Source organism: Pseudomonas sp. RW409 (assembly GCF_003184125.1).
Taxonomy (GTDB): Bacteria; Pseudomonadota; Gammaproteobacteria; order Pseudomonadales; family Pseudomonadaceae; genus Aquipseudomonas; species Aquipseudomonas chlororaphis_I.
In genome coordinates this window covers 706792-731972 of sequence record NZ_QHHP01000041.1, presented here as the reverse complement: position 1 = coordinate 731972, position 25181 = coordinate 706792, and the positions used below count along the sequence as shown (strand labels likewise).

Below are 25181 nucleotides of genomic sequence, written 5' to 3'. Positions count from 1 at the left end.
TCAATGGCATTTCTCGACGCGCTCGCGCTGCGTATAGGTCGGCGCTTGCCGCTGGTATTGCAGACCGAAGCTACCGAATGTGGCCTGGCCTGCCTGGCGATGATCGCCGGCTACCACGGTTACCACACGGACCTGATGGACTTGCGGCGACGCTTCAGTGTGTCGCTCAAGGGCGCTTCCCTGAAGCAGGTGATCCAGACCGCACACCAACTGCAACTGGGGACTCGCCCGGTGAAACTGGCCCTGGACGATCTCGGCAAGCTGAAGCTGCCCTGCGTGCTGCACTGGAACTTCAACCACTTTGTGGTGCTGAAGGCGGTCGACGCCCGCGGCGTCACGCTCCACGACCCGGCCCGCGGGTTGTGTCGCTTGAGCCTGGAAGAAACCTCGCGCAGTTTCACCGGCGTCGCCATGGAGCTGTGGCCGGACCGCGGTTTCGAGGTACAGGCCGCCATGCCGCGCATCCGTCTGCTGGACATGATGGGCCGGGTCACCGGGCTGTATCGCTCGTTGACCCAGGTGCTGTTGCTGTCCGGCGCGCTGGAGCTGTTTGCCCTGGTCAGCCCGTTCTTCCTGCAATGGACCCTGGACAACGTCATTGTCAGCGAGGACCGCGACCTGCTCAGTACCCTGGCGCTGGGTTTCGGCCTGTTGCTGCTGATGCAGCAGGCCGTCAGCGGGGTGCGCGCCTGGGTGATGATGCACATGAGTACCCTGCTTAGCGTGCAGTGGCAGGCCAACGTGTTCAGCCACCTGTTGCGCTTGCCGATCCAGTACTTCGAAAAACGTCACCTGGGGGACGTGGTCTCGCGCTTCGGTTCAGTGGACAACATTCAGCAGACCCTTACCGCCGCCTTTCTCTCAGCGATCCTTGACGGCCTGATGACCATCGCCACCCTGGCCATGATGCTGCTCTACAGCCCGGTGCTGGCGGCGGTTTCCATTGCTGCCATGAGCCTTTACGCCCTTGGGCGTTGGGCCTGGTACCGCCCGCTGCGCAACGCCACGCAAGAGCAGATCGTGCATGCGGCCCGCCAAGAGAGCCACTTTCTGGAAACCGTACGCGGGGTCCGCCCGCTCAAGTTGTTCCAGCGCCGGGAGGAGCGCCGCTCGGTCTGGCTCGGCCTGCTGGTGGAGCAGATCAACGCGGGGCTGCGCACCCAGAAGCTGCAACTGCTCTACCAGCAGATGAATGGCCTGCTGTTCGGCGTCGAGAACCTGCTGGTGATCTGGCTCGGCGCGACCCTGGTGATGGATGGCCAGTTCAGCGTCGGCGTATTTATGGCCTTCAATGCCTACAAATTACAGTTCGACAGCCGGGTGGCCAGCCTGATCGACAAGTTCTTCGAGCTGCGCATGTTGCAGCTACAGGGCGAACGGCTGGCCGACATCGTCCTCCAGCCTCCCGAAGAAACATTTGTCGGCGGCGTGCCGGAGGATCTGCGCGAGCGTCCGGCCAGCCTGCAGGTTCGCGGCCTGCGCTACCGCTACTCCGAGCAGGAACCCTGGGTGCTCGACGGGCTCGACCTGGACATTGCCGCCGGTGAGTCGGTGGCCATCGTCGGCCCCTCCGGCTGCGGCAAGAGCACCCTGTTCAACGTCCTGCTCGGCATTCTTCCGCCGAGCCAGGGCCAGGTCCGCGTGGCCGGCCTGGAACTCTCGCAGTTGGGGCTGGACGGCCTGCGCGAGCTGGTCGGGACGGTGATGCAGGACGATGTGCTGTTCGCCGGCTCGTTGTCGGAGAACATCAGCTTCTTCGATTCCAGGGTGGACATGCCCTGGCTGATCGAATGCGCGCAAATGGCCGCGATCCACGACGACATACAAGCCATGCCGATGGGCTACAACACCCTGGTCGGCGATATGGGCACCGTGCTCTCCGGCGGGCAGAAGCAGCGGGTCATGCTGGCTCGGGCCTTGTACAAGAAACCGAAAATCCTGTTCCTCGACGAAGCCACCAGCCACCTCGACGTTCACTGCGAGCAACGCGTCAACGCCGCCATCCGTGGCCTGCGCATTACCCGGATCATGATCGCCCATCGCCCGGAAACCATCGGCTCGGCAGACCGGGTGGTGGTGCTCGGGCAGGGCAAGGTGGAAAGCGACGAAACCCGCGCGCGCCCGGCCACACGGGAGCGAAGCTGATGCGCGCGGTTCGGTGTTTGCTGCTCGGCTTGCTGGGTGCAGCCTCCTGCGCCGCGGCCTACGAGCCCGATGTGTTCGCTACCGCCGATGAAGTCTCCAGCCGGGCCGTGTACGACCTTGGCGGCAGTGGCCTGCCTTGCCACACCGCTGCACCGCGCAGTGAACTGAGCCTGGAGGACGCCATTGAGCGCATCCTCTGTCACGATCCCCGGACGCGCCTCGCCTGGGCCAATGCCAAGGCTAGCGCAGCGCAGGTAGGGATTGGCCGGGCCGCCTTCCTGCCGCGCCTGCAAGGGCGTCTTGAGGGCAGCCATGGCTACAGCGACCTGGACAGTCGCGACATGCCCCAGCAGTCCGGCCATAGTCGCAGCCACGCTACTGGCCTCGAACTGAGCTGGGTGCTGTTCGACTTCGGTCGTCGCAGCGCCGCCCTGCACAATGCCCAGCAACTGCTGCTGGCGGCCACCGCCAGCCAGGACGCGGTCCTCCAGAACACCTTCGCCCTCGCCGCCCAGGCTTATTACGACGCCCTCTGCGCTCAGCGCAGCCTTGTCGCCTCGAGCCAGGTGGCAGAGCTGGCGGCGCAGAACCTCAAGGCGGCCGATGCGAAATACCAGGCGGGCGCCGCTGCCCTTTCCGACCGCCTGCAGGCGCAGACCGCCTTGTCCCAGGCGAGGCTGAAACAGGTCAGGGATGAGGGGTCCCTACGCCAGGCTGTCGGCCTTATCGCCCTGCGCATGGGCCTGCCGCCGGACATCCCGCTGCATCTCTCCAGCGAACTGGATGCACAACCCGATACCGGTTTCGTCAAGGCCATCGACCAACTGCTGGCCGAGGCCCGCAGCAGCCACCCTGCCCTGCACGCCGCCCAGGCGCGGCTGAAAGCGGCTGACGCGTCTCTGCAGGAAAGCCGCGCCGCCGGCCGCCCCAGCCTGACGTTGAGCGCTAACCTGGGGCGTCGCTACACCGAGCAGCCGTGGGTGTTCAACGGCGACATCCGCGAACGCGAACGCAGCATCGGCTTGCAGCTGAACATCCCTCTGTTCGAAGGCTTCGAGCGTACTTACCAGATCCGCAATGCCCTCGCCCGCCGGGAAGCCAGCGAAGCCGAATTGGCCGAAGTCGAGCAGCAGATTTCGCTGGAGGCCTGGAGCAACTATCAGTTGCTCGGCGTCGAGACCCGCAGCCTGGTGCGCACTCGCGAACTGGTCGAGCAGTCGCGTCAAACCCTGGAGGTTGTCCAGGGGCGGTACCGTTCCGGGGTTGGCAGCATGATCGAGATGCTCAATGCCCTGACTGCCTACTCCAGCGCGCAGGAGCAGCACATACAGGCCCTCGGCGCCTGGCAGGTCTTGCGCCTGCGCCTGGCCGCCAGCCTGGGTCGACTGGGCTTCTGGACGCTGCGATAAGGTGAAGCCGGGAGGCTCATCGGCGGGTAATGGGAGGTCCGGCACTCAGTCAGTGCCGGCGAGTAAAAACGCCAGAAACAGTTTCTGGCGTTAGTGCAATGTTCATTGTTTTTATTATTTATAAAACATCGGGCAACTGGTAGTCGTTCAGTTGAACGGCCAGCCGGTCCAGCCATTCTTTATATTGATACCGATGCCGCCCTTGCCAGGAGCGCCAACGCCGATATTACCCGTGCCACCATTGTTCTTGATCAGGTCAGCCAGGTCGTTCAGGTTGGTGTCGGTAGTCACTTTTTTTCCGCCGATGGTCAAGCCGGCGCCCGATACGACGTCTATTTCCATATCGTTCAGATTGCGCATGTTTCATTCCTTTCCAAAGATTCATCTATCAGCTTTCCCGATAATCCGGTACTCGATTTTCCCGGATAGCTGGAAAGAGCCATTTCATCTTTCATGCAAAAAGATGCGGAATAATTAAAACAAACAACAATATCGGATACTTCTGAAAGTGCTATTGACGAGTCGGTTCAGCCTGTCGCTGGCGCACCCACTCCACAGTTCTGCAGTACGCGTCCTGAGGTGTCTACGCCAATGAAGTCGCAGCGGCCATGTGCAAAGAGCCCGCGGTGGCGAGACACCCGGCAACATCAGGTTGGAGATCTTCCGCAAGCGAACACTCAGCCATGGGCGAACCGCCGGACACTCGAAGGCTGACGCGCAGTGCCGGCCGCTGGCAGCGCCGGCTCCGCCGCTTCCACCCCCAGCAGGCTCAGCAGGCGCGCGCGGATCTCCTGGAAACCGTCCTGGCCGGTGTCCCGCGCGCGTGGCAGGTCGATGCTCAGTTGCTCGGCGATCTTGCCGTTGGCCAGCACGATGACCCGATCGGCCAGGAGGATGGCTTCGTCGACATCGTGGGTCACCAGCAGCACCGCCGGCGTGTGTTTGCGCCAGAGGTCGATGATCAGCCGGTGCATGCGGATCCGCGTCAGCGCATCCAGCGCGGCGAAGGGTTCGTCGAGCAACAGCAGCTTGGGCTCGCGCACCAGGCCGCGGGCCAGGGCCACGCGCTGGGCTTCGCCGCCGGAGAGCGTCGCCGGGTAGGCTTCCAGGCGGTGGGCCAGGCCGACTTCGGTCAGGGCCTGCACCGCGCGGGCGCGGGCATTGGGAATGCGCAGGCCGAGGATCACGTTCTTCCAGGCGCGCTTCCAGGGCATCAGGCGCGGCTCCTGGAACACCGCGGCGCGCGCCTTGGGCACCCGCAGCTGGCCGCTGTCGATGCTGTCGAGCCCGGCCAGGCTGCGCAGCAAGGTGGTCTTGCCCGAACCGCTGGCGCCCAGCAGCGCGACGAATTCCCCCGGGGCGATGTCCAGGTCCAGGCCGTCGATGACCCGCTGCTCGCCGAACTGGCGCACCACATTGCGCAGTTGTACCGGGTGGGCGGTCTTGGGCGCGTTTACACGATCGATGCTCGACATATCAATTCCTCACGAAAGTTGGGCGCCAGGCCAGGGCGAAACGTTCCAGGGTGCGGATCAGGCCGTCGATCAGCAGGCCGAGGACGCTGTAGATCAGCAGGCAGATGACGATCACGTCAGTGCGCATGAAGTCCCGCGCGTCACTGGCCAGGTAACCGATGCCGGCGGTGGTGTTGATCTGCTCGACGAATACCAGGGCCAGCCAGGAAATCCCCAGGGAATAACGCAGGCCGACGAAAAACGAGGGCAAGGCGCCCGGCAGGATCACGTGCCAGATCAGCTCGCGCCGGCTCAGGCCCAGGGTGTTGGCGGCCTCGATCAGCTTGGGGTCGATGTTGCGGATACCGGCGAACAGGTTCAGGTATACCGGGAACGTGGTGCCGGTGACGATCAGGGCGATCTTGGTGAACTCGCCGATGCCGAACCAGAGAATGAACAGCGGCACCAGGGCCAGCGAAGGGATGGTGCGCAGCATCTGCATCGGCGAATCCAGCACCACCTCGCCGCGTTTCGACAGGCCGCTGATCAGCGCCGCGACCACGCCGATACTGACGCCGATGCTCAAGCCCACCAGCGCCCGTTGCAGCGACACCAGCAGGTGCTTGCCCAGTTCGCCGGAGGCGATCATGGCCCAGAGCGTGCCGCCGATCTGCGACGGCGCGGCGATCACTCGCTGGGGAATCAGCCCCCAGCGCGACGCCAGCTCCCACAACAACAGCAGCACGATCGGGCTGATCAGCCGCAGCAGCGCCTCGGGGGTGCGCCAAGTGCGCAGCCACAGCGGGATCCACTGCGCCCCGCCCTGCCCCGCACCACCCCGGCGAACGGCCTTGTCGACGGAAAACGAGCTGCTGGCGCCCGGTGTCTCGAAAGTCTTGTCGCTCATCAGGCTTCCTTCCTCATCAAGCCCATGGCCGGAGGCGCCATGTTTCAGCTTCGAATTCATGCTATTCGCATAAAAAATCGCAGTGAAATTCTTTTTGGGAATAACCTAATATGATTAAAAATCAGATAGAAAATTAACCAGATAAATTATTTGCATAGTAAGACGGCTCGGCCAACGCCCTTTGCCGGGTGTGCGGATGCAGCGCTATAAAATGCACATTACTGATACAGGTCTATTCAAATAATCAGTTAATTTAATAATTAACTTAGAACAAAACGGCATTTCACACCCCGCCGCGCTGCGCCTACTTTCGACACCACGGACCGACCCCTTGTCCGGTGGAGGCTGAATCACGCCTATTGAAAAACTATTGGAAGAAAACAGGGAATCCACCATGAGTATCGAATTCATCGGTTTTATCGGCGGCCACCACGCCTCGGAAATTCACCCGCGCAGCGGCCCCGTGCTGCAACCCGACTATGTGGAGAAAGTCGCCCGCGCCCATGAAGATGGCGGCTTTGACCGCGCCCTGGTGGCGTTCCACTCCAACAGCCCGGATAGCACCCTGATCGCCGCGCACGCCGCCAGCGTGACGAAAAAGCTCAAGTTCCTGATCGCCCATCGCCCGGGTTTCGCCGCGCCGACCCTGGCCGCGCGCCAGTTCACCACCCTGGATGTGTTCAATGGCGGGCGCACCGCGGTGCACATCATCACCGGCGGCGACGACCGCGAACTGCGCGCCGACGGCAGCTATATCGACAAGGACCAGCGCTACGCCCGCACCGACGAATACCTGGACGTGCTGCGCCAGGAATGGACCAGCGGCCAGCCCTTCGACTATCAAGGCCAGTATTACCAGGTCGAGGGTGCGTATTCAGCGGTGCAGTCACCGCAACAGCCGCACATCCCGCTGTATTTCGGCGGCTCCTCGGCGGCGGCCATCGCCGTGGCTGGCAAACATGCGGACGTCTATGCGTTGTGGGGCGAAACCTACGAGCAGGTGCGCGAAGTGGTGAGCCAGGTGCGTGCCGAGGCCGCCAGGCATGGTCGCAGCATCAGGTTCAGCCTGTCGTTGCGGCCGATCCTGGCGGACAGCGAGGAGCAGGCCTGGGCCCGTGCCGAACGCATCCTGCAGCAGGCTACGGCCCTCGCCGAGCAGAACGGTTTTGTCCGCCGCGAACCACCGAATGAAGGTTCGCGTCGCCTGCTGGCGGCAGCGGCCCAGGGCTCGCGCCTGGACAAGCGCCTGTGGACCGGCATCGCCGGGCTGCTCGGCGCCCAGGGTAACTCGACGTCCCTGGTCGGCACCCCGGAGCAAGTGGCCGAAGCCCTGCTCGACTATTACGACCTGGGCATCACCACCTTCCTGATCCGCGGCTTCGACCCGCTCGAGGACGCCATCGACTATGGCCAGCGCCTGATCCCGCTGACCCGCAAGCGGGTGGCCGAGCGCGAGCGGCTGGCCGCGGAAAAAGTCGCCTGAGCTGGACCCCGACGCATGGAGCCCTGATCGCCCTGTAGCCGCTGCCGCAGGCTGCGATCGGGGCGCAGCCCCGCCAACCTGACGACGCGCTATCACTGACCTGCGGCGGCGCCTGGCCTGGCGACCGCTGCGCGGTCGTTCGCAGCCTCGCTTCGCTCGGCAGCGGCTACAGAGCATTGCTCATTGCTGGATGGATACCTTGTAGCCGCTGGCGCAGCCTGCAATCGGGGCGCAGCCCCGCCAACCTGACGACTCGGTATCACTGACCTGCGGCGGCGCCTGGTTTGGCGACCGCTGCGCGGTCGTTCGCAGCTTCGCTTCGCTCGGCAGCGGCTACAGAGCATCACGCCTGCTGGATGGACGCCTTGTAGCCGCTGCCGAAGGCTGCGATCGGCTGCGCAGCAGACGCAAAACCGGAGACTGCGGTTTGTCAGGCAGACCGCGTGTTGCGGATTCACGGCTGCCGGGTCGGAATGCCGCCCAAGCCAATCGCAGGCTACGCCGGCGGCCACAGTGCGTAAGCGTGTTTCTGTGTCCGTACCATCACTCCTTATAAGCCGTATCACTACGCTCCAACTGGCGGATCAGCGCATTCCAGTGCCGGGCGACGCCCGGTCCGTCGCCACTCTTGAAGGCTTCGGCCTGCTTCTCGACCTTGGCCACCACCTCGGCCGGCGGGTAGATCAGCTCGGCATTGCCGCTGGCCTGGGCGGCGATCTGGATGTTGCAGGCGCGCTCCAGGTAATGCAGTTGCTGGAACGCATGCTCGACGCTGATGCCTGCGGTGAGCAGCCCGTGGTTGCGCAGGATCAGCACGCTCTTGTCTCCCAGGTCCGCCACCAGCCGTTCGCGCTCGTCGAGGTCGAGGGCGATGCCTTCGTAACCGTGATAGGCCACGCGCCCGGAAAAACCGATGGCGTGCTGGGAGATCGGCAACAGGCCGTCGCGCTGGGCGGACACCGCGATGCCGTCGCGAGTGTGGGTGTGCAGGACCGCCTGCAGGTCAGGACGGGCGCCATGGATTGCGCTGTGGATCACATAACCGGCGTAGTTGATCCCGAGGCCCGTGGGGTCGTCGACGATAGTGCCGTCAATGTCGACCTTGACCAGGTTGGAAGCGCTGATTTCGTCGAACAGCAAGCCGAAGGCGTTGATCAGGAAATGCTCGTCGGGCCCCGGCACCCGCGCGGAAAAGTGCGTGTAGATGTGATCGGTCCACTTGTACAAGGCCGCCAGCCGGTAGGCCGCGGCGAGCTTCACGCGCACCTCCCACTCTTCGGGGCTGACACGCTGGCGAACATTTTTCGAGACGCTGGATAACGGGCTGACGCTGCTCATGGCAAAACTTCCTGGATGGCCTTTAAGGAACTCCAGCAAGCCTAGGGGAAGGCAAAAAATAATAAAAAGCACATTTTAATCTAAGCTAATTATCATTATTTTTTATTTTAAACCGCCCTGCCCTTGCCCTCTTTCAACCGCTCACGCGGCACTCTTGATCTTCTGCAGCGAGCCGGCGACCAGCTTGCCAAAGGCATCCACCGGCCCTTGCAGGTTGCCGAGAAAATGCGGGTAGATCAGCCACAGGTCCATCACCGGCTTGAAGTCCTTGAGCGGCATCACCGCCAGTTGCTCGCGATGGGCGCTGCGCTCCAGCAACGGCCGCGGCACCAGGCCGAGACCCAGGCCATCGGCGACCAGGCCCAACTGCAACTCGGTGCCAAAGGTTTCCAGGTTGACCCGCAGGGCCAGGCCCTGGTCCGACAGGGTGCGTTGCAGCCCGGCGCGGAAACCGCAGCCGTCCGGATTGAGAATCCAGCCGTTCTGGTAAATGTCGGCGAGCTTGCACGGGCGCTTGGGCAACTGCGCCTTGGCGCAGACCACCACCAGCTCCATCTTGCCGATCGACTCGCCAATGATGTTGTCCGGGAAGATCTTGCCGGCCGGGAACAGCGCGGCCGCCGCGTCCAGCTCGCCGCGCTCGATCTTGCCCACCAGCTGGCTGCCCCAGCCCGTGGCCACCTGGGCGCGCAGTTCGGGGTATTCGACGCGCAGGTGCTTGAGGGCATCGAGCAGCACCACATCGCCGATGGTCTGCGGCACGCCCAGGCGCAACAGCCCGGTGGGCGGCGCGTCGGTGGCCACCAGTTCGCGCAGGGCATCCATTTCCCGCAGGATCAGCCGGCACTGTTCGTACACCCGGGTACCGATCAGCGTGGGCTTGAGCGGCTTGGTGTTGCGGTCGAACAGCTCCACGCCCAAGGCCTGCTCGAAGTTCTGCACCCGCCGGGTGATCGCCGGTTGCGTCAGTTGCAAGGTCTCGGCGGCATGGCTGATGGACTGGCAACGAATCACTTCGACAAAGGCGTCGATATCATCAATTTTCATTTGGCCCGCACATAGAGAACAGTCATTAAGATGTTCGAAAAGCATAGTTTGAATGCGCGTAGCTGGATAGCCTGGCGCATCTATCGATAACGTCTAACGCTATTCACATGGGTTCTAAATTCCTTTCAGCTATAACCTAATCATAAAAAAATAGCATATTAAGAAAAATCATTATGCTTAAATCCTGATAACGAACCCTGATATCGAACTTAGACCACGGAGTCGCCATGACCCAGGCCCGACACCCGGAGAGACTCAGAGCATTCATAGGCGCCCTGGCGGAGCTGATCGACAGCCACCCCCGCGAAGGCGACCTGCTGCACCGCGGCGGCAAGCTGCTGGCCCAACTGGTCAGCCATGACGACTGGCTGCCCGAGGACTTCGCCCGCCCCGATCCGGAGCGCTATCAACAGTACCTGCTGCACGCCGATTCCCGGCAGCGCTTCAGCATCGTCAGTTTTGTCTGGGGGCCGGGGCAACGCACGCCGATCCACGACCACCGGGTCTGGGGGCTGATCGGCATGTTGCGCGGCTCGGAGTACTCACAAGGTTTCGCCCGCCACAGCGACGGCAGCCTGCGGGCCGAGGGCCAGCGGATCCAGCTGCTGCCCGGCCAGGTCGAGGCCGTGTCGCCGAAGATCGGTGACATCCATCAGGTCAGCAATGCCTTCGACGATCAGGTGTCGATCAGCATCCATGTCTACGGCGCCAATATCGGTGCCGTGCGCCGCGCGGTGTACCAAGCCGACGGCAGCGAGAAACTGTTCATCTCCGGTTATTCCAACGCCTTCCTGCCCAATATCTGGGACCTGTCCAAAGAGAGCCAAGCCCTATGAGCACAGCACCTACCCGCTCTTACCCACAGATCCGCCAGGCGCTGCTGAACCGTGAAGAGCTCGCCCTCGTCGATGTGCGCGAAGAGGCGCCCTTCGCCCAGGGGCATCCGCTGTTCGCCGCCAATATCCCGCTGTCGAAACTGGAGCTGGAGGTGTATGCGCGCATTCCCCGGCGCGATACCCAGGTCACCGTCTATGACCATGGCGAAGGCCTGGCGGAACGCGCGGTGCAGCGCCTGCAAGCGCTGGGCTACAGCAATGTGAGCCTGCTCGAAGGCGGCCTGGACGGCTGGCGCGACGCCGGCGGCGAGTTGTTCATCGACGTCAATGTGCCGAGCAAGGCCTTCGGCGAACTGGTGGAAAGCCAACGGCATACGCCGTCCCTGGCGGCGGAAGAAGTCCAGGCCCTGCTCGACAGCCAGGCGGACCTGGTGGTGCTCGACGCCCGGCGCTTCGACGAATACCAGACCATGAGCATTCCCCGTGGCATCAGCGTGCCGGGGGCGGAGCTGGTGCTGCGCGCCCGCGAGCTGGCGCCGGACCCGGCGACCCGGATCATCGTCAACTGCGCCGGACGCACCCGCAGCATCATCGGCACCCAATCCTTGATCAACGCCGGCATCGCCAACCCGGTGGCTGCCCTGCGCAACGGCACCATCGGCTGGACCCTGGCCGGGCAGGCGCTGGAGCACGGCCAGTCGCGGCGCTTCGCACCTACCAGCGAAGCCCATCGCGCTGTCGCCGCCGATGACGCCCGGCGGGTGGCCGACAAGGCACGAGTGGGCCGCGCCAGCCTCGACGACCTGCAACGCTGGCAGCAGGAAACGCAGCGCAGCACCTACCTGTTCGACGTGCGCACCCCGGAAGAATTCGAGGCCGGCCACCTGCCCGCGGCCCGCTCCACCCCCGGCGGGCAACTGGTGCAGGAAACCGATCACTTCGCCAGTGTGCGCGGCGCGCGCCTGGTGCTGGTGGACGACGATGGCGTGCGCGCCAATATGTCCGCCTCCTGGCTGGCGCAGCTGGGCTGGCAGGTCTACGTGCTGGATGACCTGCAGCCCGCGCATTTCAGCGAACAAGGCCCGTGGCAGGCACCGGTGCCCGCAGCGCCGCAGGCCGAGGAAATCAGCCCCGAGACCCTGGCCCAGTGGCTGGCCGAAGGCGACAGCCTGGTGCTGGATTTCACCAGCAGCGCCAACTACGTCAAGCGGCATATCCCGGGCGCCTGGTGGGCCTTGCGCGCGCAGTTGCCGCAAGTCCTGGCCAAGCTGCCGCCGACCGAGCGTTATGTGCTGACCTGCGGCAGTAGCCAGCTGGCGCGGCTGGCGGTCGCCGAGGTCGAGGCCCTGACCGGCAAGCCGGTGTTCCTGCTGCACAAGGGCACCGCCAACTGGATCGATGCGCAGCTACCGCTGGAAACGGGCGAAACCCGCCTGGCCTCACCGCGCATCGACCGTTATCGCCGGCCCTACGAGGGCACCGATAACCCCCGCGAAGCCATGCAAGCCTACCTGGACTGGGAGTTCGGACTGGTGGAGCAGCTGGCCCGCGACGGCACCCACGGTTTTTATGTGATCTGAACCGCGTGATCTGAAACAGCCCGGCTTATGCGCCTGCACCGGCCCATGAGCCACCTGATGCAACACCCGGACCGACCCCTTTCTCCAGGCGGAGGTGACCCTAACCACCGACACCCGCCTGGAGCCTGTCGTCATGCGCGTTACCCTGCCCTTCCTCACCCCGCTGTTGCTGGCTGTCGCTTTTGCTCTTGCCGCCACGGCGCAGGCCGCCGACCTGCAACCGCTGCGGGTGGCCAATCAGAAGTCGACGATCAAGGTCCTGCTGGAGGTCTCCGGCGAGCTGAAGGACGTGCCCTATGAAATCCAGTTCTCCGAATTCCCCGCCGCCGCGCCCCTGGGCGAGGCGCTGAATGCCGGCGCCGTGGACATCGGCGGCCTGGGCGATGCGCCTTATGTGTTCGCCCTCGGCGCCGGCGCGCCGCTCAAGGTGGTCAGCATCGTCCACGCCGAGGGGCGCTACACCACGGCCATTCTGGCGCCCAGGGACTCGCCGCTGAACGATGCCCGCGACCTCAAGGGCAAGCGCATCGTCACCACCCGCGGTTCCATCGGCCACTTCCTGGCGATCAAGGCCCTGCGCAGCGTCGGCCTGAGCACCCGGGACGTGCAGTTCATCTACCTGCTGCCCAGCGAGTCGCGCATCCTCCTGGACAACGGCAGCGCCGACGCCTGGTCGACCTGGGACCCTTACACCACCATCGCCACCACCCAGAGCCAGGCCAAGGTGCTGGTCAGCGGCGACAACCTGCTGAGCAACCACCTGTACCTGGCCGCCACCCGCCAGGCGATCACCGACAAACGCCAGCAGCTCGAAGACTTCGTCGCCCGGGTCGATCGCGCCTACCGCTGGACCAACGCCCATCCCCAGGAATTCGCCGCCGCCCAGGCCCAGGTCACCGGCCTGCCGCTGGCCGTGCACCTGGCGGTGGCCCAGGCCACGCACATGCAGCCGGTGGCGATCGACGACCAGGTCATCGGCGGCCTGCAAACCACCGCGGACATCTACCGCGAGGAAGGCATCCTCAGCCGGCCCATCGACGTCTCCCAGGGCTTCGACAAGAGCTTCAACGCCCCGCGCGTGCAACTCAACCAGGCATCCCGCTAACCAGACTACGGATTCAGGAGCATCACCATGAGCAAGCAACGTCAATTGAAACTCGGCGCGATGGTCCATGGCGTCGGTCACGGCTGGGGCGAATGGCGCCACCCGCGGGCCCAGGCCAACGCCAGCGTGAACTTCGACTTCTATAAACAGCAGGCGCAACTGGCCGAGGCGGCCAAGTTCGACTTCGTGTTCATCGCCGACAGCCTGCACATCCATGAAAAATCCAGCCCGCACTACCTCAACCGCTTCGAGCCGTTGACCATCCTCTCGGCCCTGGCCGCCAGCACCCGGCATATCGGCCTGGTGGCCACCGTCACCGTCAGCTACACCGAGCCGTTCCAGGTCGCCCGCCAGCTCGCCTCGCTGGACCATATCAGCGGCGGTCGCGCCGGCTGGAACGTGGTCACCTCCTGGCTCAGCCGCACCGCCGACAACTTCGGCAAGGCCGAGCACCCGCCCCACGCCGTGCGCTACCGCATCGCCAAGGAACATGTGGCGGTGGTCCAGGGCCTGTGGGATTCCTGGGAAGACGACGCCTTTGCCTACGACAAGCAGAGCGGCGAATTCTTCACCCCCGGCAAGCTGCATGCGCTGGAGCACAAGGGTGAATTCTTCTCGGTGAAGGGCCCGCTGAACATCGCCCGCTCCCGGCAAGGCCAGCCGGTGATTTTCCAGGCCGGCACCTCCGAGGACGGACGCAATTTCGCCGCCGAGAATGCCGATGCGATTTTCGTCAGCCCCGAAGACTTCAACGAAGCGCGCGCCTACTACCAGGACCTGAAACGCCGCGCCAGCGGCTTTGGCCGCGATCCACAGTTGCTGTCGATCCTGCCCGGCATCCGCCCGATCGTGGGCCGCGATGCCGCGGAGGTCGAAGAGCGCTACCAGCAGGCGGTGGCGCTGGTGAGCATCGAAGATGCGATCGTCGCCCTTGGCCGGCCGTTCAACGACCATGATTTCAGCCAGTACCCGCTGGACGCGCCCTTCCCCGAACTTGGCGACCTGGGCGCCAACAGTCAGAAAGGCGGCTCGGAGCGGATCAAGCAGTTGGCCCGCGACGAGGGTCTGAGCTTGCGCGAAGTGGCCCTGCGCTTCTCGCGGCCACGGCGTGATTTTGTCGGCACCCCCGAGCAGGTCGCCGACGCCATTCAGACGTGGTTCAAGGAAGGCGCGGCCGACGGTTTCATCATCAACTCGCTGCTGCCGGACGGCCTGCAGTACTTCACCGAACGGGTGGTGCCGGTGCTGCAACAGCGCGGCCTGTTCCGCGATGAGTACAGCGGCCAGACCCTGCGCGACAACCTCGGCCTGCCGGTGCCGGCCAACCGCTACGCCAAGCCATCCCAGGCCAGCGCAACCCAGAGCGAGGCCGTGGCATGAGCGAATACCTCAACCGTCGCGGCTTCCTCGCCGCCAGCTCGCTGGCCGTTGGCGCCCTGGGCTTGTCATCGCTGGGGCTGTCGTCTCTGGGTTTTGCGCCCCGCGCGTTCGCCCAGAACAACAGCCTGGCCGACCTGACCCTGGGGGTCGCCACCTACCGTGGGCAGGACTCCTATTTTGTCGAGGACGCCGGCACCGCCGATACCCCCTATAAGGTCGAATACTCGGAGTTCGCCGGCGGCAACCTGATCGTCGAGGCGCTGGCCTCGGGCAGCCTGGACGTCGGCGGGATGAGCGAGATCCCGCCGATCTTCTCGATCCAGAGCCATCGCCAGCCACGCCTGATCGCGGTGCTGCAAGGCGACGTGAATAATCAGGTGTTCCTGATTCCCAAGGACTCCAAGGTCGAGTCGGTCGCGCAGTTGCGCGGCAAGCGCGTCGGCTATGTGCGCTCCACCACCTCGCACTATTTCCTGATCAAGGCCTTGAAGGAACAGGGCCTGACCCTGAACGACATCACCGCGGTGGCGCTCACGCCCCAGGACGGCTTCAGCGCCTTCCAGAGCGGCCAGCTGGATGCCTGGGTGATCTATGGCGTGTTTATCCAGCTGGCGAAATTCCGCAGTGGCGCCCGGGTGCTGAAGACCGCCCTGGGCTACCTGTCCGGCAACTACCTGATCGCCGCACGGCCCGCGGCCCTGGAAGAGCCGCTGCGCAAGCAGGCGATCCAGGACTATATCCAGCGCCAGGCGCGCACCCTGGAGTGGATCAATGACAACCCCGAGCCCTGGGCGAGCAAGTCGGCGCAGTTGCTGGGCGTCGACAAGGCGGTGTTTCTCGACATGTACAACAACCGCAGCCAGCCGTCGCGGATCATCGCCGTCAACGACCAGGCCATCGCCTCGCAGCAGGCCGTCGCCGACCTGTTCTTCGATGCCGGCGTGCTCAGCGAACGGCTCGACGTCAGCCCCCTGTGGGACCGAAGTTTTGCCTTGCTGCCGCTATGAACCGGCTCCCAGCCACCTTGATCGAGTGAAGTCACCATGAGTCTTTCTTCTCCCCTGCCGCCCGTGCTGCACCCGGTCGAGGTCGCCGACTTCGACGCCTTGCTGCAACGCATCGGCCAGCAACTGGGCGCCACGGCCCACCTGTATGACGAGAGCGGCGCCTTTCCCCGGGACAACTTCGCCCTGCTGCACCAGCACGGCCTGCTGGCCCTGACGGTGCCCAAGCACCTGGGCGGTGGCGGCGCCAGCCTGGCCCAGGCGCGCAAGGTCATCAGCGCGGTGGCCAAGGGCGAACCCTCCACCGCGCTGATCCTGGTCATGCAGTACCTGCAGCACTCGCGCCTGCAAGACAGCCAGAGCTGGCCCGAAGCCCTGCGCCTGCGGGTGGCCGGCGACGCGGTGCGCGACGGTGCGCTGATCAACGCCCTGCGGGTCGAGCCCGACCTCGGCACCCCGGCCCGCGGCGGCCTGCCGGCGACCATCGCCCGGCGTACCGCCGCCGGCTGGCGCCTCAGCGGGCGCAAGATCTACTCCACCGGCAGCCATGGCCTGAGCTGGTTCAGCGTCTGGGCCCGCAGCACCGACGAAGACCCGCTGGTCGGCGCCTGGCTGGTGCACAAGGACACTCCTGGCATCAGCATCGTCGAGGACTGGGACCACCTGGGCATGCGCGCCACCTGCAGCCATGAAGTGCTGTTCGACAACGTGCTGGTGCCGCTGGACCACGCCGTCAGCGTCAGCCCCTGGAGCGCGCCGCAGCCGGAGCTGGATAGCGAGGGTTTCCTGTGGATGGCGGTGCTCTTGTCGGCGGTCTACGACGGCATCGCCCAGGCCGCGCGGGACTGGCTGGTGGACTGGCTGGAGACGCGCAAGCCGTCCAACCTCGGCGCCGCCCTGGCGACCCTGCCGCGCTTCCAGGAAACCGTCGGCCATATCGACACCCTGCTGTTCGCCAACCGCAGCCTGCTGGATGCCGCCGCCGAGGGCCATACGCCGGCGAGCAACGCCGCGCAACTGAAATACCTGGTGACCGGCAATGCGATTCGCGCGGTCGAGCTGGCCATCGAGGCTTCCGGCAACCCCGGCCTGTCGCGCCACAGCCCGCTGCAACGGCATTACCGCGATGTGCTGTGCGGTCGTGTCCACACCCCGCAAAACGATGCCGTGCTGCAAGGCGTCGGCAAGGCGGTATTCGCCCAGCGTCAGAACAAGGACAAGTCATGACCCCACTCGTTATCGCCAGCCAACTGGATGCCGACTTCAACGCGGTGATCCGCCAGCGCCTTGAGCAGACCCACCCCGGGGCCAGGGTGCTCGACGTGCCCGCCGGCGTGCCCAGCGACCTGCCGGCCGAGGTCAGCATCCTGCTGGCGCGGCCGATCAATGTCCGCGGCTACCTGGCGCCGGACACCCCGCCTCCGGGCTGGCCCTATGCGCTGCGTTGGATCCAGGTGGTGTCGTCGGGCATCGACTTCTACCCCCGGTGGCTGTTCAACGGCCCGCCGGTCAGCACCTTGCGTGGCAACGCGGCGGAGAACATCGCCGAGTTCGCCCTGGCCGCGATCTTCGCCGCGGCCAAGCACCTGCCCGAAATCTGGGTGCATGACGCGCAGTGGCATTTCACCGCGCTGACCCCGCTCAAGGGCAGCACCCTGGGGATTCTCGGCTTTGGCGCGATCGGCCGCAGCCTGGCGGGCAAGGCCCGGGCCCTGGGCCTGAATGTGCTCGCCCTGCGCCAGAGCCAGGCGCCGCTCGAGGTCGAGGGCGTAGAGGCGGCGCGGGATATCCATGAGCTGTTCAGCCGCAGCGACCATCTGGTGCTGGCCGCGCCCTTGACCGAGGCGACCCGGCATATCGTCAATCGCCAGGTGCTGGCCAGCGCCAAGCCCGGCCTGCACCTGATCAATATCGCCCGCGGCGGCCTGCTGGAGGATGCGGCGCTGCTCGACGCGCTGGACAGCGGGCGCATCGGCCTGGCCTCGCTGGATGTCACCGACCCCGAACCCCTGCCCGACGGCCACCCGCTGTACCACCACCCCCGGGTGCGGCTGTCGCCCCATACCTCGGCGATCTCCACCAACAGCGGGCATGACATCGCCGATGGCTTCCTGGCCAATCTCGAGCGCTTTCTTGCCGGGCAGCCGTTGGAGAACCCGGCGAATCTTGAGCGCGGCTATTAAGTAGCGCCAGGCACGCCACCGCTATCGCGGGCAAGCCTCGCTCCTACAGGTTATGTGTGATCTGTAGGAGCGAGCGGGCGGCGATCCGACTTGCCCGCGATTTGGTTTCCGGATTCCAAAAATAAACATCAGGAATACGCATTTATTACTCGCATTAAATTACATATTTTTATAATTAACTTATAACTATTCAGACTTTTACACCGCGTATTTATACAAATACTGTTACATCCAGCACCGACCACCCGACCAGGTGGAGGCCCATGGAATTGCGTTTTCCGGCCGACACCACTCCACGGTCAATTGCGCCACCCGAACCTGAAAAACCGGCCCAAGCCCCCCGCCGCCATGGCTTTCCCAGCATGGCCCCGGCGCAGCCTTGCCCGAAAAAAACAACGCCAACCTACACACCTGGGGTTCACCATGCAGCACTTCACCGCACACCGCCTGACGCTGGCCGTATCGCTCAGCGCGGGCGTCTCGCTGAACCTGGCCGGGTTGTCGGCCCACGCCGAGGAGGGCTCCGACAAGGCCGCCCTGCCAGTGGTCACCGTCACCGCCGAGCACCATGCCGAGGACCTGCAAAAGGCCCCGCTGGCGATCTCCGCGTTCGATGAAAAAGCCCTGGAAGACAAGCAGATCAAGAGCATCCGCGATCTCTCCGGGCAGGTGCCGAACCTCAGCCTCAGCCGCCAGTCGATCTCCTACAGCGCGCAGACCTACGGTATCCGTGGCATCGGCGAGACCGATCCGATCCAGGAAGCGGCCGTGGCGGTCTACGCCGACGACCTGTACATCCCGCGGGCGATTTCCTCGATGCTCGATTTCAACGACGTCGAGCGCGTCGAGGTGCTGCGCGGTCCCCAGGGCACCCTGTACGGACGCAACAGCAGCGCCGGGGCGATCCGCGTGATCACCCGCGACCCGACCCAGGAAACCCGCGGTTTCCTCGAACTCGGCGCCGGCAACTACGACGCCCGCAACGGCCGCCTGCTGATCAGCGGGCCGCTGGTGGACAACACCCTGTTCGGCAGCTTTTCGGCGATCCGCCTGAGCCGCGACGGCACCGTCTCCAACCCCACCCGCGGCAAGGACGTGAACAACGTCGATATCCAGTCGTACCGCGGCAAGCTGCGCTACAAGCCGGACGATTCGCCCTGGGATGTGCAACTGACCCTGGCCGGCACCTTCGACCGCGGCGACACCACCAGCTACACACCCTTCGATGCCAACGGCCGCTTCGACAAGTTCAAGAGCTACAGCAGCCTCGATCCGAAAAACCGCCTCGACCAGGGCAGCTCGGTGCTGCGGGCGATCTACGCGATCGACGAGCACCTGAACCTCAAGTCGGTGACCGCCTACTCGGCCTTCCACCAGCCGGTGGACTACGACAACTCGGGCCAGGCGGCGCTGATCCAGAACAACCTGATCCTCTACAAGCAGGACTACGCCACCCAGGAATTCCAGCTCAACGGCGACTACGACGACTTCAGCTTCAGCACCGGCCTGTACCTGTACCGCGAGCAGTTCGACGCCGAGCGCGACAACCTCACCTACTCGGTGGCGCGCAACCGGGTGATCGGCCAGGGCCAGTACAGCACCACCCACACCGAGAGCTACGCGCTCTATGGCCAGGGCAGCTACAAGATCACCCCGCAGCTGTCGCTGATCGCCGGGCTGCGCTTTACCCGCGAGCACAAGAATTTCGAGTACGACAATTACGCGATTACCACCAACCGGCAAATCACCGGTACCAACTTCAGCGCCGATTCGAGCAAGTCCTGGCAGTCCACCAGCCCGAAACTCGGCTTCGAATACGCCTGGACCCCGCACCTGAACCAGTACGCCTACGTGGCCAAGGGCTTCAAGGCCGGTGGCTACGACAACCGCGCGCCGACCCGCGCCGCCGCCGAGCAGGCGTTTTCCCCGGAAGACGTGACCACCTGGGAAACCGGCTTCAAGGGCGACTTCTTCGACCGTCGCCTGCGGGCCAACCTGGCGCTGTTCTACAACGACTACAAGGACCTGCAGACCAATGCCTACGACCCGGCGCTGGGCGTCAGCCTGCGCACCAACGTCGGCCAGGCCCACACCTACGGGGTCGAGCTGGAAACCCTCAGCGCCCTGACCAACGACTTGCAGCTGACCTTCAACCTCGGCTACCTGCAAAGCCAGTACGACGACTTCGAGAATGCCAGCGGCGCCGGGGTCGATGCCAACGGCAAGCAACTGGTGTTCTCGCCGCGCTGGAACACCAGTGTCGGCCTTAATTACACCCTCCCCGCCGGCCTGCCCGGCACCTGGCTGGCCGGCACCGATGCGCAGTTCCAGACCAGGTCCTACGCCAACGCGCTGAACGACGACATCCAGGAAATCCCCCGGCAGACCTTCTGGAATGCCAACACCCGCTACATCTCCGGCGACGGCCACTGGACCACCACCCTGGCGGTGAAAAACCTGCTCGATCGCGCCTACCCGCAGTCGGTCGGCTACGTGCCGTCCAGTGGTGCCCGCTACTACGCCGTCAACGACCCGCGAACCCTCTTGCTGTCCGTGCGCTACGACCTCTGACCCCCTCATCGGCAAACACGCCAAGGAGTACTTTATGGCTTTTACCCGCAGGCAACTGATTTCCCGTATCGCCGCCGTCGGTGGTTATTCCGCCGCCGTCGGCGCCCTCGATGCCCTGGGGCTCGCGCCCAAGGCCGTGGCGGCGGCTTTCGACCCGCTGCAACTGGGCAGCAGCGGCAAAGGCAAGCATGTGGTGGTGGTCGGCGCCGGCATTTCCGGGCTGGTCAGCGCCTATGAACTGCGCAAGGCCGGTTTCAGCGTGACCATCCTCGAGGCCCGCGAGCGGGTCGGCGGACGTAACTGGACCCTGCGCTGCGGCAGCAAGGTGGAGTTCGACGACGGCGTCAGCCAGACCGTGGACTTCGATGAGGGCCAATTCTTCAACGCCGGCCCGGCGCGCATTCCCAGCCATCACCAGACCCTCCTCGGCTACTGCCGCGAGCTGGGTGTCGAGCTGCAAGTGCTGGTCAACAGCAGCCGCAATGCCCTGGCCTTGCCGGACGCCCGGCAGCCGGCGTTCCAGTTGCGCCAGGCGGTCAACGACAGCCGTGGCCAACTGTCCGAACTGCTGGCACGCAGCGTCAGCCGCAAGGCCCTGGACCAGGACCTCAGCGCCGACGACCGCCAGGCACTGCTGAACTTCCTCAAGGTCTATGGCGACCTCAACGCCGACTTCAAATACCAGGGCTCGGTGCGCTCGGGCTACACCCGCCTGCCCGGCGCCGGCGACCAGACCGGCATCACCCGCGCGCCGCTGCAGTTGCAGACCCTGCTCAATCCCAAGCTGTGGGGCGCACTGGTGTTCGATGAAATCCCCGAGTTTTCCTCGACCATGTTCCAGCCGGTGGGCGGCATGGACCGCATCCCCCTGGCGTTCTACGACCAGCTCAAGGACGCGGTGCGCTTCCACGCCGAAGTCAGCGACATCCAGACCTCCGAGCAAGGCAGCCGCATCACCTACAAGGACCGCCAGACCGGCAAGAGCCAGACCCTGAGCGCCGACTACGCCATCGTCACCGTGCCCCTGCCGCTGCTGGCCAGGCTGCCGAACAACTTCAGCACGCCGTTCAAGCAGGCGATCCTCAGCGCCCAGAGCGACCAGGCGAACAAGGTGGCCTGGCAGTCGCCGCGCTTCTGGGAAACCGACTTCAACATCTTTGGCGGGCTGTCCTACCTGGACCATGAAGTCAAAGGCCTGTGGTACCCCAGCGACCGGCTGAACAGCGCCCAGGGCATCCTCGTCGCCGCCTACAACACCAGCGAAGCGGCCCAGGCCTTCAGCCGCAAATCCCTGGCCGAGCAGTTCGCGTCCTCGCGCCAGGCCGTCGAACTGCTGCACCCCGGGCACAGCGCCAAGCTGCAAAAACCGGTGGCCATCAACTGGTCCAGGGTGCCCTTCAGCAAAGGCCCGTGGATCGTCAACGACGAGGTCGGCGAGCAGGCCTACCACATCCTCAACCAGCCCCAGGGCCGCACCTACCTGGCCAGCGACGCCCTGGCCCATGGCGGCGTCGGCATCTGGCAGAACAGCGCCGCCGATTCGGCGCGGCGCATCGTCAGCCTGATCGGCCGCCATGCCGAACGCCAGCAACCGGGTGTGGCTGCCTGATTCCCCCCATTTTTCCCCAAGACAGAAGGACCGACCGATGAAAACCACCACGCTGCTCGCAGGACTGCTCATGACCGCCACCGCCTTCACCAGCCTCAGCCACGCCGACGAAATCAAGCGCATCGCCCTGCCCAACTCCAACTTCCCGATTTCCCTGGCGGTGGCGGTGCCGGCGCAGACCGAGCTGCTGTTCGTCAGCGGCCTGCTCGCCGACCTGCATGACCCACAAGCGCCCAAGGATTCCTTTGCCGCCTACGGCGACACCGCGACCCAGACCACTTCGATCCTCAACAAGCTCAAGGGCGTGCTGCGCAGCCAGGGCCTCGACCTGGGGGACGTGATCCAGCTGCGGGTGTTTCTGGTAGGCGACCCGGCCAAGGGCGGCAAGCTGGATTTCGCCGGGTTGCAGCAAGGCTATTCGCCGTTCTTCGGCAGCGCCGAGCAGCCGCACAAGCCGGCGCGCACCGCGGTGCAGGTGGTCGCCCTGCCGCTGCCGGGCGGCCTGGTGGAAATCGAAGCCGTCGCCGCGCGCAAGAAGTGACCCGGACCTAGCCGATATTCAGGAGCCCCTCTCATGCTCAAGCGCTCAACTGCCCGACGTACTGCAGCGGTCTATCGCCCGTTGTTGCTGCCGCTGTCGATTGCCTGCGGCCTGGCTTCATCCAACCTGGGGGCCGCCGAAAACGCCTCGCCGACCCTCGACACGGTGGTGGTCACGGGTAACCGTGGCGCCACCGAACGCACCGTGACCACCAGCCCGACGCCGATCGACGTGGTCACCGGCGAGCAACTGCGGGCGGTGGGCAAACCCAGCCTGCTGGAGGCGCTGAGCAAGTTCATCCCGTCCTTCAACCTGCCCGACCGCGCCGGCTGGGACGCCAGCGGCGTGGTGCGTTCGGCCACCCTGCGCGGGCTTACCGCCTCCCATGTGCTGGTGCTGGTCAACGGCAAGCGCCGGCACACCAGCGCCACTTTGAACATCAACGGCATCAACAGCGGCGCGGCGCCCAGCGACCTCGACCTGATCCCGGTGGCGTCCATCGACCATATCGAGGTGCTGCGCGACGGCGCGGCGGCGCAGTACGGCTCGGACGCGATATCCGGGGTGATCAATATCATCCTCAAGCAGACCACCGGCGGCAGTTCCGACACCACCCTCGGCCAGGGCTACGACGGCAAGCGCGGCACCGCCCAGGAGGCGCTCAACTACGGCTTCCAGCTCGGCGAGGCCGGGGTGCTGAATGTCTCCCTCGACACCCGTTACCAGGAGCGCGACAACAAGGCCGGCAGCAACGGCTACAGCAGCCATTACTACCCGCTGGCCGACGGCTCGCCCGACCCGCGCGAGGCCGGCGCCAGCCACCACACCTACAAGGGCTACGGCCTGCCCCGCAGCCAGCTGGCCGATGTCGGCTACAACCTCGACCTGCCGCTGAACGACGCCGTGACCCTGTATTCGTTCTCGACCCTGGCCACCCGGGAGAACAACGACGGCCAGAACTTCCGCCTGCCCAACGGCCGCAACACCATCACCACCGGCCCCAATGGTTATCCCAACGGCTACAGCCCGTACTGGCTGATCAACGAAACCGACTTCCAGTCGGCGTTCGGCGCCAAGGGTGGGGACTTCGGCGGCTGGGCCTGGGACCTGAGCAGCACCTACGGGCGCAACTACGCCAAGCAGCGCACCTACGACAACCAGAACCCGTCCCTGGGGGAAAACACCCCGAACAAGTTCACCTCCGGCATCTATATCGCCGACCAGCTGACCAGCAACCTGGACCTGAAGCACAGCTACGAGATCGGCCTGGCCAAGCCGCTGGACGTGGCCTTCGGCTTCGAGCACCGGCGCGAAAGCTACGAGACCCGCGCCGGCTCCGAAGCCTCCTATCTCGATGGCGGCTATGTGTTTCCCGCCGGCCACCCGCGCGCCGGGCAACGCCCCGACCCGGGCGCCCAGGTGACCAATGGCATCAGCCCCGAGGATGAGCAGAAGATCAGCCGCAACAGCGTCGCCAGCTACATCGACCTGGGTTTCTACCCCGTGGAGCAGTGGTATGTCGGCGTCGCCGCGCGCTACGAGCACTACAACGAAGGCGTGGGCGCCACCCGCAGCGGCAAGCTCAGCACCCGCTATGAGTTCAACCCGGTGTTTGCGCTGCGCGGCACCATCAGCAACGGTTTTCGTGCGCCGTCCCTGGCCAACCAGATCTTCACCGCGCGCTCGACCGGCTTCGACACCATCAATGGCGTCTACCAGTCCTACAACTACGTGATCCTGCCGGTGGACTCGGCCGGCGCCCAGGCGCTGGGCGCGCAGTCCCTGAAGCCGGAGCGCTCGACCAACTTCAGCCTGGGGTTTGCCCTGACCCCCAGCGACGACCTGAGCCTGACCGTGGACGGCTACGTGATCAACCTGCGCGACCGCCTGGTGCTCAGCGAACGCTTCCAGGGCCCGGGGGTGGCCGCCCTGCTCGACAGCATCGGCGTACCCGCCACCGCCGGCGCGCAGTACTTCACCAACGGCGCCAACACCCGCACCTCCGGGGTCGATGTGGTGGGCAATTACCGGCAGAACCTGGCCCGCTACGGCTCGGTGAAATGGACCGCGGCGCTGAACTACAACCACACGCAAATCCTCAGCGTCAGCGACACCCCCGCGCAACTGAGCGCCCTGGGCAGCAACTTCCAGCTGCTGGGACGGCAGTCGCGGGCGCTGCTCACCAAGACCTCGCCCAGCAGCAAGATGATCTTCTCCGCCGATTGGGCGATCCGCGACTTCGACGTCAACCTGCGGCTGACCCGCTACGGCACCTACACCGAGGTCAACAGCTCGAGCAACCCGGACCTGGACCGCGAGTACTCGGCCAAGTGGATCACCGACCTGGACGTGGCCTATGCCTTCGACAAGCAACTGACCGTGGCGGTCGGCGCGCAGAACCTGTTCGACAAGTACCCCGACCCTATCGGCGTCAGCAACTCGTCGTTCGGCGACAACTGGGGCAGCTACTCGCCCTTCGGCTTCACCGGCGGTTACTACTACACTCGGGTGCAATATGCCTTCTGAGGTGCCCCTCGGCAGAGGCAATGCCGCCGGCGCCGGGCTTCGACGCGACGCCGGGTTCCTGCC

19 protein-coding genes are annotated in these 25181 nt (G+C 65.0%); 14 read left to right on the top strand and 5 right to left on the bottom strand.

The genetic code is table 11. From position 1 onward, the window contains the following. Positions 1-3: 3 nt before the first annotated feature. Both DK261_RS23845 and DK261_RS23840 read left to right on the top strand, forming a co-directional pair. Positions 4-2145, top strand: a complete 2142-nt coding sequence (locus DK261_RS23845) for a peptidase domain-containing ABC transporter (protein WP_110176607.1) — start codon at positions 4-6, stop codon at positions 2143-2145. After that, a complete protein-coding gene (locus DK261_RS23840; RefSeq protein WP_110176605.1) occupies positions 2145-3554 on the top strand; it encodes a TolC family protein in 1410 nt (469 codons plus the stop codon). Before DK261_RS23845 ends, DK261_RS23840 begins: the two co-directional genes overlap by 1 nt. Positions 3555-3701: 147 nt before the next feature. Here DK261_RS23840 and DK261_RS23835 read toward each other — a convergent pair whose 3' ends face one another. The 3 genes from DK261_RS23835 to DK261_RS23825 form a co-directional block, all read right to left on the bottom strand. Next, positions 3702-3914, bottom strand: a complete 213-nt coding sequence (locus DK261_RS23835; RefSeq protein WP_016705245.1) for a hypothetical protein — start codon at positions 3912-3914, stop codon at positions 3702-3704. Positions 3915-4231: 317 nt separating this feature from the next. Then, on the bottom strand, positions 4232-5029 hold the full coding sequence (locus tag DK261_RS23830; RefSeq protein ID WP_110176603.1) for an ABC transporter ATP-binding protein: 798 nt from the start codon (positions 5027-5029) through the stop codon (positions 4232-4234). Between the two features lies 1 nt (position 5030). Next, positions 5031-5915 carry an ABC transporter permease gene (locus DK261_RS23825; RefSeq protein WP_009049082.1) on the bottom strand — a complete coding sequence of 295 codons (885 nt, stop codon included), beginning with the start codon at positions 5913-5915 and terminating at the stop codon, positions 5031-5033. A gap of 394 nt (positions 5916-6309) precedes the next feature. Between DK261_RS23825 and DK261_RS23820 the strand changes: the two genes are divergently transcribed. Beyond that, complete coding sequence (locus tag DK261_RS23820) at positions 6310-7398, top strand: LLM class flavin-dependent oxidoreductase (RefSeq protein ID WP_038632532.1); 1089 nt, start codon at positions 6310-6312, stop codon at positions 7396-7398. Positions 7399-7941: 543 nt separating this feature from the next. Here DK261_RS23820 and DK261_RS23815 read toward each other — a convergent pair. Together DK261_RS23815 and DK261_RS23810 are read right to left on the bottom strand one after the other, a co-directional pair. Beyond that, complete coding sequence (locus tag DK261_RS23815) at positions 7942-8736, bottom strand: class II aldolase/adducin family protein (protein WP_009049084.1); 795 nt, start codon at positions 8734-8736, stop codon at positions 7942-7944. A gap of 141 nt (positions 8737-8877) precedes the next feature. Then, positions 8878-9783, bottom strand: a complete 906-nt coding sequence (locus tag DK261_RS23810; protein WP_009049085.1) for a LysR family transcriptional regulator — start codon at positions 9781-9783, stop codon at positions 8878-8880. 227 nt (positions 9784-10010) lie between these two features. On the opposite strand from DK261_RS23810, the gene DK261_RS23805 reads away from it, so the two are divergent. From DK261_RS23805 to DK261_RS23755, 11 genes are all read left to right on the top strand, one after another. Beyond that, positions 10011-10619, top strand: a complete 609-nt coding sequence (locus DK261_RS23805) for a cysteine dioxygenase (protein WP_041983742.1) — start codon at positions 10011-10013, stop codon at positions 10617-10619. Then, a complete protein-coding gene (locus DK261_RS23800) occupies positions 10616-12199 on the top strand; it encodes a rhodanese-related sulfurtransferase (protein WP_110176601.1) in 1584 nt (527 codons plus the stop codon). The genes DK261_RS23805 and DK261_RS23800 overlap by 4 nt, the downstream gene beginning before the upstream one ends. 133 nt (positions 12200-12332) lie before the next feature. Continuing rightward, positions 12333-13304, top strand: a complete 972-nt coding sequence (locus tag DK261_RS23795; protein ID WP_110176599.1) for an ABC transporter substrate-binding protein — start codon at positions 12333-12335, stop codon at positions 13302-13304. A gap of 27 nt (positions 13305-13331) precedes the next feature. Further along, positions 13332-14684: an LLM class flavin-dependent oxidoreductase gene (locus DK261_RS23790; protein WP_110176597.1), complete on the top strand. Its 1353-nt coding sequence runs from the start codon at positions 13332-13334 to the stop codon at positions 14682-14684. After that, positions 14681-15691: an ABC transporter substrate-binding protein gene (locus DK261_RS23785; protein ID WP_110176595.1), complete on the top strand. Its 1011-nt coding sequence runs from the start codon at positions 14681-14683 to the stop codon at positions 15689-15691. The genes DK261_RS23790 and DK261_RS23785 overlap by 4 nt, the downstream gene beginning before the upstream one ends. Positions 15692-15727: 36 nt before the next feature. Then, a complete protein-coding gene (locus DK261_RS23780) occupies positions 15728-16915 on the top strand; it encodes an acyl-CoA dehydrogenase family protein (RefSeq protein ID WP_110176592.1) in 1188 nt (395 codons plus the stop codon). Then, a complete protein-coding gene (locus DK261_RS23775; RefSeq protein ID WP_110176590.1) occupies positions 16912-17871 on the top strand; it encodes a D-isomer specific 2-hydroxyacid dehydrogenase family protein in 960 nt (319 codons plus the stop codon). Before DK261_RS23780 ends, DK261_RS23775 begins: the two co-directional genes overlap by 4 nt. A 423-nt stretch (positions 17872-18294) precedes the next feature. Continuing rightward, positions 18295-20442 carry a TonB-dependent receptor gene (locus DK261_RS23770; RefSeq protein ID WP_110176588.1) on the top strand — a complete coding sequence of 716 codons (2148 nt, stop codon included), beginning with the start codon at positions 18295-18297 and terminating at the stop codon, positions 20440-20442. A gap of 34 nt (positions 20443-20476) precedes the next feature. Next, positions 20477-22051, top strand: coding sequence for an FAD-dependent oxidoreductase (locus tag DK261_RS23765; RefSeq protein WP_110176586.1), 1575 nt, complete (start codon positions 20477-20479; stop codon positions 22049-22051). A 37-nt stretch (positions 22052-22088) separates the two neighbouring features. Continuing rightward, positions 22089-22592 (top strand): RidA family protein, encoded by a 504-nt coding sequence (locus DK261_RS23760; protein WP_110176584.1) that lies wholly within the window; start codon positions 22089-22091, stop codon positions 22590-22592. A 33-nt stretch (positions 22593-22625) separates the two neighbouring features. Then, the gene (locus DK261_RS23755) at positions 22626-25118 is read left to right on the top strand and encodes a TonB-dependent siderophore receptor (RefSeq protein WP_110176582.1); all 2493 of its coding nucleotides are present in this window, start codon (positions 22626-22628) and stop codon (positions 25116-25118) included. Positions 25119-25181 lie beyond the last annotated feature (63 nt).

Bases quoted from the DNA above. Each gene is read 5' to 3' on its own strand.
- DK261_RS23845 (WP_110176607.1), top strand. From the start codon at position 4: ATGGCATTTCTCGACGCGCTCGCGCTGCGTATAGGTCGGCGCTTGCCG.
- DK261_RS23840 (WP_110176605.1), top strand. From the start codon at position 2,145: ATGCGCGCGGTTCGGTGTTTGCTGCTCGGCTTGCTGGGTGCAGCCTCC.
- DK261_RS23835 (WP_016705245.1), bottom strand. From the start codon at position 3,914: ATGCGCAATCTGAACGATATGGAAATAGACGTCGTATCGGGCGCCGGC.
- DK261_RS23830 (WP_110176603.1), bottom strand. From the start codon at position 5,029: ATGTCGAGCATCGATCGTGTAAACGCGCCCAAGACCGCCCACCCGGTA.
- DK261_RS23825 (WP_009049082.1), bottom strand. From the start codon at position 5,915: ATGAGCGACAAGACTTTCGAGACACCGGGCGCCAGCAGCTCGTTTTCC.
- DK261_RS23820 (WP_038632532.1), top strand. From the start codon at position 6,310: ATGAGTATCGAATTCATCGGTTTTATCGGCGGCCACCACGCCTCGGAA.
- DK261_RS23815 (WP_009049084.1), bottom strand. From the start codon at position 8,736: ATGAGCAGCGTCAGCCCGTTATCCAGCGTCTCGAAAAATGTTCGCCAG.
- DK261_RS23810 (WP_009049085.1), bottom strand. From the start codon at position 9,783: ATGAAAATTGATGATATCGACGCCTTTGTCGAAGTGATTCGTTGCCAG.
- DK261_RS23805 (WP_041983742.1), top strand. From the start codon at position 10,011: ATGACCCAGGCCCGACACCCGGAGAGACTCAGAGCATTCATAGGCGCC.
- DK261_RS23800 (WP_110176601.1), top strand. From the start codon at position 10,616: ATGAGCACAGCACCTACCCGCTCTTACCCACAGATCCGCCAGGCGCTG.
- DK261_RS23795 (WP_110176599.1), top strand. From the start codon at position 12,333: ATGCGCGTTACCCTGCCCTTCCTCACCCCGCTGTTGCTGGCTGTCGCT.
- DK261_RS23790 (WP_110176597.1), top strand. From the start codon at position 13,332: ATGAGCAAGCAACGTCAATTGAAACTCGGCGCGATGGTCCATGGCGTC.
- DK261_RS23785 (WP_110176595.1), top strand. From the start codon at position 14,681: ATGAGCGAATACCTCAACCGTCGCGGCTTCCTCGCCGCCAGCTCGCTG.
- DK261_RS23780 (WP_110176592.1), top strand. From the start codon at position 15,728: ATGAGTCTTTCTTCTCCCCTGCCGCCCGTGCTGCACCCGGTCGAGGTC.
- DK261_RS23775 (WP_110176590.1), top strand. From the start codon at position 16,912: ATGACCCCACTCGTTATCGCCAGCCAACTGGATGCCGACTTCAACGCG.
- DK261_RS23770 (WP_110176588.1), top strand. From the start codon at position 18,295: ATGCAGCACTTCACCGCACACCGCCTGACGCTGGCCGTATCGCTCAGC.
- DK261_RS23765 (WP_110176586.1), top strand. From the start codon at position 20,477: ATGGCTTTTACCCGCAGGCAACTGATTTCCCGTATCGCCGCCGTCGGT.
- DK261_RS23760 (WP_110176584.1), top strand. From the start codon at position 22,089: ATGAAAACCACCACGCTGCTCGCAGGACTGCTCATGACCGCCACCGCC.
- DK261_RS23755 (WP_110176582.1), top strand. From the start codon at position 22,626: ATGCTCAAGCGCTCAACTGCCCGACGTACTGCAGCGGTCTATCGCCCG.